Origin of the sequence: Microcoleus sp. N3A4, from assembly GCF_036701805.1 — a bacterium.
GTDB lineage: Bacteria > Cyanobacteriota > Cyanobacteriia > Cyanobacteriales > Microcoleaceae > Microcoleus.
Genome location: NZ_JAUBRJ010000145.1, coordinates 1 through 4,518, shown reverse-complemented (window position 1 = coordinate 4,518; position 4,518 = coordinate 1). Strand labels below are relative to the sequence as shown.

The following is a 4,518-nucleotide window of genomic DNA, read 5'->3' as shown; positions in this document are numbered from 1 at the left end:
TAAGTGAGGTAAGCACCTACCTAACAACTCCGATTACCAATTAATACTCATACCTCATCTACCTGAGAAAGGCTATATATGTTGTCAAATACGAATTCAGAGTACGAATTATTACTGCAACGGGCGATCGCGATCGCAGCCAAAGCTCATGAGGGGCAGGTTGATAAGGCAGGCAATCCCTATCTCGATCATCCGCTATTTGTGATGGAAAATGTAAATTCTCTAGAGCAGAAAATCGTAGCGGTTCTCCACGATGCAGTCGAAGATTCTGAACTTACACTCGAGCAACTTAGAAGCGAAGGTTTTCCTGAAGTTCTAGTCTCGGCGATCGCGGCGATTACCAAAATAGAAGGAGAAGCTTATGCAGCTTATTTAGAGCGTGTAATTGCCAACCCGATCGCACTGCGAGTCAAAATCGCTGATGTTACTCATAACCTCGATATTCGTCGCATCGCCAATCCGACAGAAACCGATTTTCAACGCATGGCAAAATACCAAAAAGTCCTCAGTCAGTTGCGTGCCGCCTTAAAGTAATTGTTATTAAATTTGATACCATCGCCCTCAACAATTAAACCGCAGATATCAGCTTTCATTGTGGCACAGGCATCTTGCCTGTGCGATATCTAGGCATCTTGCCTGTGCGATATCTGCGGTTAAAAAAATCCCCAAATCTAAGCCATCACCATCCCCCCATCAACATTAAAAACCTGCCCCGTAATATAAGCCGCCGCCGCATCCGCCGCCAAAAACTTTACCATCCCCGCAACTTCCTCAACTTCCCCGTATCTCCCCAGCGGAATGTACTTCAAAATCTCGTCAGACTTGACATCCTTAGTCATATCTGTGGTAATAAATCCAGGTGCAACCGCATTCACAGTAATTGCGCGACTCGCCAACTCCTTCGCCACAGTTTTAGTAAACCCAATTACCCCAGCTTTCGCCGCACTGTAATTAGCTTGTCCGGGATTGCCCATTTGCCCAGCAACCGAAGCAATATTAATAATTCGGCCGCTTCGCTGCTTCAGCATGATTTTGCTGACAGCTTTTGTACACAAAAATACGCCGGTTAGATTCAAATCAATTACCGCTTGCCAATCTTCCAGCTTCATCCGCAGCAGCAAAGTATCGCGAGTAATGCCGGCATTGTTCACCAAAATGTCAATCCGTCCCCATTTTTCCATGACATTACTGATGAGTGCATCCACTCGGTCAGTTTTCGAGACATCTCCTGCAAGCGCCACAGCTTCTCCTCCTGCTGCGATAATTTCTGCTACCACCTCATCAGCAGCAGCACTCGAACTGGCATAGTTGACGGCGACTTTAGCGCCTTCTGCTGCTAGGGCTAAAGCAACAGCGCGGCCGATTCCCCGCGATGCACCGGTGACGACTGCAACTTGACCCTGTAACCTCTGAAACGTCTCTGGTAATAATTCCATAATTGTGTCCTCGCAATCTACCAGAGAATTTTGCACTAAAATCGAGCCAGAACCCAAAAAATTATTTTGTCTTATGGCAGTTCAAAAACAGTTCAGCAGTTTTGAGGAGTTACTATCGGGCTCTGACTTGCCGGTGTTGGTAGATTTTTACGCTACTTGGTGCGGGCCTTGTCAGATGATGGCACCGATTTTGGAGCAAGTCAGCGGTCAGATGAAAGAGAAGCTGATGGTTGTCAAAATTGACACGGATAAGTACGAACAGTTGGCGTCGCAGCATCACATTTATGCTTTGCCGACTTTGGTGCTGTTCAAAAATGGCGCTGAGGTCGATCGAATTGAGGGAGTATTGCAAGCGGCGCAGTTGATCGATCGACTGCAACCTTACTTGTAGCACGAGCCAATTATCTCACACGTAGGGTGCGTCAGCCAATAGACATCTCCCAAAAAGATATTCAAGAACAGGCAGGATGCCTGTTCCACAACAATTATGGGAGATGTCTAATATCTGATTAATTATGAATAAAATAATCCTAGTTGACGCACCCTACTGATGAAGACTCCCAGCCACGCTATTATCAATCTCGCAATTCTCGGCAAACCGCAACTGCCGCAAGCTAATCTCATTATTGCGATCGGCGGAATTTTGCCGGATATTCCGATATTTTTATTTTACTTTTGGGCGAAGTACATTGCTCGCTTGCCCGCAGCTAAAATCTGGTCAGAAGCATATTATGAGCCTTTTGTGCAAAATATTGTGGCTCTGTTTCATTCTATCCCTCTGGCGGTTATTGGCTGGCTAATTGCTTATTACTTTGGCTGGCAAAGCGTGCAAATTCTGTTTATTAGCATGATTTTGCACTCTCTGGGAGATTTGCCTGTCCACAATGACGACGCTCACCGGCACTTTTTTCCGTTCAGCAATTACCGTTTTATCAGTCCGTTTTCGTATTGGGATCGGAAGCACTACGGGTCAATTGTTTCTCTGGTAGAAATGCTGTTAGTGCTGCTGTCAACTTACCGCGTTTTTGGTTTTGTTAACTCTTATATTGGGAAAGTATTGTTGATTTTGGTGAATTGTTTTTACATAATTGGAGCGGTGTATTTTTACGTTCGTTCTTTAGTTTCTAGTTCTTAATGATTCTGTTGGAAGTTCGATCGCGATATTAGAGAAAATTGTATTTGCGGCATTAAGGGCGATCGTACTTACGGCCCTCGAAGCTGACCCACCCTGCTAAGCTGTTGCACATTTAAACTGTGATACAAGCATTGCCCTTATTTTTGATTTTGCAACCCCATTTAATTATTAATTGCCCTTCATTTAAGAGGCGGTGCAATAAATACTCTAGCTCTTCAATTGATGTAAAAAGTCGATTGGCAATATATTCTTTTGCCGAATGCCATACTAATTCAATTAAGTTATAGTCTGGGCTGTATTCGGGGAGGAATTCTAAATGAAGATTAGGCATTTCTGTTTCAATTATTTTCAGGTACTCTTCTTTCTTATGAAAACTAGCATTGTCCAGAAGAATCACTATTTTCGCTCCTTTTTCAGCAAATTCTGAGGCTTGATTACCTGCTGATACCCATTCATTGATTAGCTCTTCATAAAAGAGTTTTAGCACTCGATAAAAATTATATGAATTGCCTTTTTTGAGAAACTCTACCACCTTTTTTTGTCCGAATTCCTGACTCCTCCTATTACATTAACTCTACCTTTTCTTCGGTCTCCTCGAACCTTTTTTCGGCTGCCTTTTTTACACCAGTTCTTTCTCCGGGTGACTCTTAAACCTTCATCCACTATCGTCCCAAAACCATAGCTGTAAACGTTCTGGCGATTTTTTTCTATTTCTAAATATTCTGCTATCTTTATTTTAAACGCTGTTCTTTTTTCGGGATTTCTCTTCGACTCTAGGCTATACTTAGCCCAGATGTAAACATACTTTTTTTTGTTTAATATCCTCCGAACTTGTCCTCCACTTAATTTTATTCCTGTGGATTGTTCTAAGTATGTTGCTAATCTCTGCGCTGTCCATCGTCCAAAATCATATCCTAATTCTTGAGGGTCTTTTTCTATAGTTTCTAATAATAGATTTATATATTTATCTGTGGCTTTTTTGTGATTTCCTTTCATCCTTTCATCTATTAGACTTTCTAGATTGTCGGGGTCTCCCTTCATACACCAATAAGATACTTTGTTGACTGAACAACCCAAAAAATCAGCGATTTTAGATTGTGCTTTGCCGTCATTGAGAAATAATAAAATCAGAATTCTTTCTCTAACATTTGCTTTTTCTTACTCTCTTAAGGCTGTTTGTAGTTTGTCTATTTGTTTGGGATTGAGATGGTTTTTTGCTGGCATTTTTGTATTGATTGACTAAACTAAATTTTTATTATACCCTATTTAAAGGCACAACAGCTTACTACTTCTTCAAATTTAAAATTCACCTTCCCTAAACTCTCCCCGCCAGTGTTCAGTAGCATTGATTGGACCCGGGATAAATTCTCCACTACTCCAAGTAGTCTGGTAAAAGAATAAGTCTCCTTGAATACCACCAGAAAGACAATTTTTAGCTCCCAGGAAGTTGCTTCCTATGAATTGAGAATAAGCTGTTCGAGGGTGCATCTCACTTGGGCGAATATGTCGCAAAAGGGTTAAAATGGAAAAGCTAGTAAAATTGCCAAAAAATATGAGGTAAAGAAAATGACACCCTCAGACCAAGAACAGCTAAAAGCCTACTTAAAAGCGGCAGCATCCATTCTTTACAGAAATACAGATCCAAGCGAGTTAGAAAGTTTTGAAAGTATAGAAAAATCGGTGCGTCAGAAAATGCTATAACAAGTGGGACCAGAACTAGGTAGCTTTTTTTTTCAGCAGTATCAGGGATTCAAACAGGAAAATCCAGAAAAATAAAATCAATAGTCGGTTCCCTCGATATTACAGACAATCAAGCGAAATATTTTGGATTGAAAGCATATAGTCAATTCAGTCCAATGATGGAAAAATGGGGTCTTCTGGGTTTGCGGTGATAAGAAAGACTAATTAGAAAAGCAAGCTAATAGTCGATCTCGAAAATTGTCGAAA

At 41.4% G+C, this 4,518-nt stretch carries 6 protein-coding genes and 1 pseudogene; 4 read left to right on the top strand and 3 right to left on the bottom strand.

Annotated elements, in window-relative coordinates:
• The first annotated feature begins 78 nt into the window (after nucleotides 1-78).
• Entirely contained in the window at nucleotides 79-534 is a 456-nt protein-coding gene (locus QUA56_RS36175; protein ID WP_333368742.1) for an HD domain-containing protein, read from the top strand.
• Between the two features lie 137 nt (nucleotides 535-671).
• Here the strand turns inward: QUA56_RS36175 and fabG are convergent, their stop codons facing one another.
• On the bottom strand, nucleotides 672-1,436 hold the full coding sequence (gene fabG / locus QUA56_RS36170; RefSeq protein WP_333368739.1) for a 3-oxoacyl-[acyl-carrier-protein] reductase: 765 nt from the start codon (nucleotides 1,434-1,436) through the stop codon (nucleotides 672-674).
• Between the two features lie 73 nt (nucleotides 1,437-1,509).
• On the opposite strand from fabG, the gene trxA reads away from it, so the two are divergent.
• Nucleotides 1,510-1,827, top strand: a complete 318-nt coding sequence (gene trxA / locus QUA56_RS36165; protein ID WP_333368736.1) for a thioredoxin — start codon at nucleotides 1,510-1,512, stop codon at nucleotides 1,825-1,827.
• Nucleotides 1,828-1,986: 159 nt separating this feature from the next.
• Entirely contained in the window at nucleotides 1,987-2,571 is a 585-nt protein-coding gene (locus QUA56_RS36160; RefSeq protein WP_333368733.1) for a hypothetical protein, read from the top strand.
• 112 nt (nucleotides 2,572-2,683) lie between these two features.
• Here QUA56_RS36160 and QUA56_RS36155 read toward each other — a convergent pair whose 3' ends face one another.
• Together QUA56_RS36155 and QUA56_RS36150 are read right to left on the bottom strand one after the other, a co-directional pair.
• Nucleotides 2,684-3,103 (bottom strand): transposase, encoded by a 420-nt coding sequence (locus tag QUA56_RS36155; protein ID WP_333368730.1) that lies wholly within the window; start codon nucleotides 3,101-3,103, stop codon nucleotides 2,684-2,686.
• Nucleotides 3,097-3,660 carry an IS630 family transposase gene (locus QUA56_RS36150; protein WP_445242982.1) on the bottom strand — a complete coding sequence of 188 codons (564 nt, stop codon included), beginning with the start codon at nucleotides 3,658-3,660 and terminating at the stop codon, nucleotides 3,097-3,099. The genes QUA56_RS36155 and QUA56_RS36150 overlap by 7 nt, the downstream gene beginning before the upstream one ends.
• Nucleotides 3,661-4,137: 477 nt before the next feature.
• Between QUA56_RS36150 and QUA56_RS36145 the strand changes: the two are divergent.
• Nucleotides 4,138-4,451: pseudogene (locus tag QUA56_RS36145) on the top strand (ISKra4 family transposase); the annotation flags it as partial.
• Nucleotides 4,452-4,518: the final 67 nt, after the last annotated feature.

Coding starts and splice junctions, on each gene's coding strand:
- fabG (WP_333368739.1), bottom strand. CDS start 1,436: ATGGAATTATTACCAGAGACGTTTCAGAGGTTACAGGGTCAAGTTGCA.
- trxA (WP_333368736.1), top strand. CDS start 1,510: ATGGCAGTTCAAAAACAGTTCAGCAGTTTTGAGGAGTTACTATCGGGC.
- QUA56_RS36175 (WP_333368742.1), top strand. CDS start 79: ATGTTGTCAAATACGAATTCAGAGTACGAATTATTACTGCAACGGGCG.
- QUA56_RS36160 (WP_333368733.1), top strand. CDS start 1,987: ATGAAGACTCCCAGCCACGCTATTATCAATCTCGCAATTCTCGGCAAA.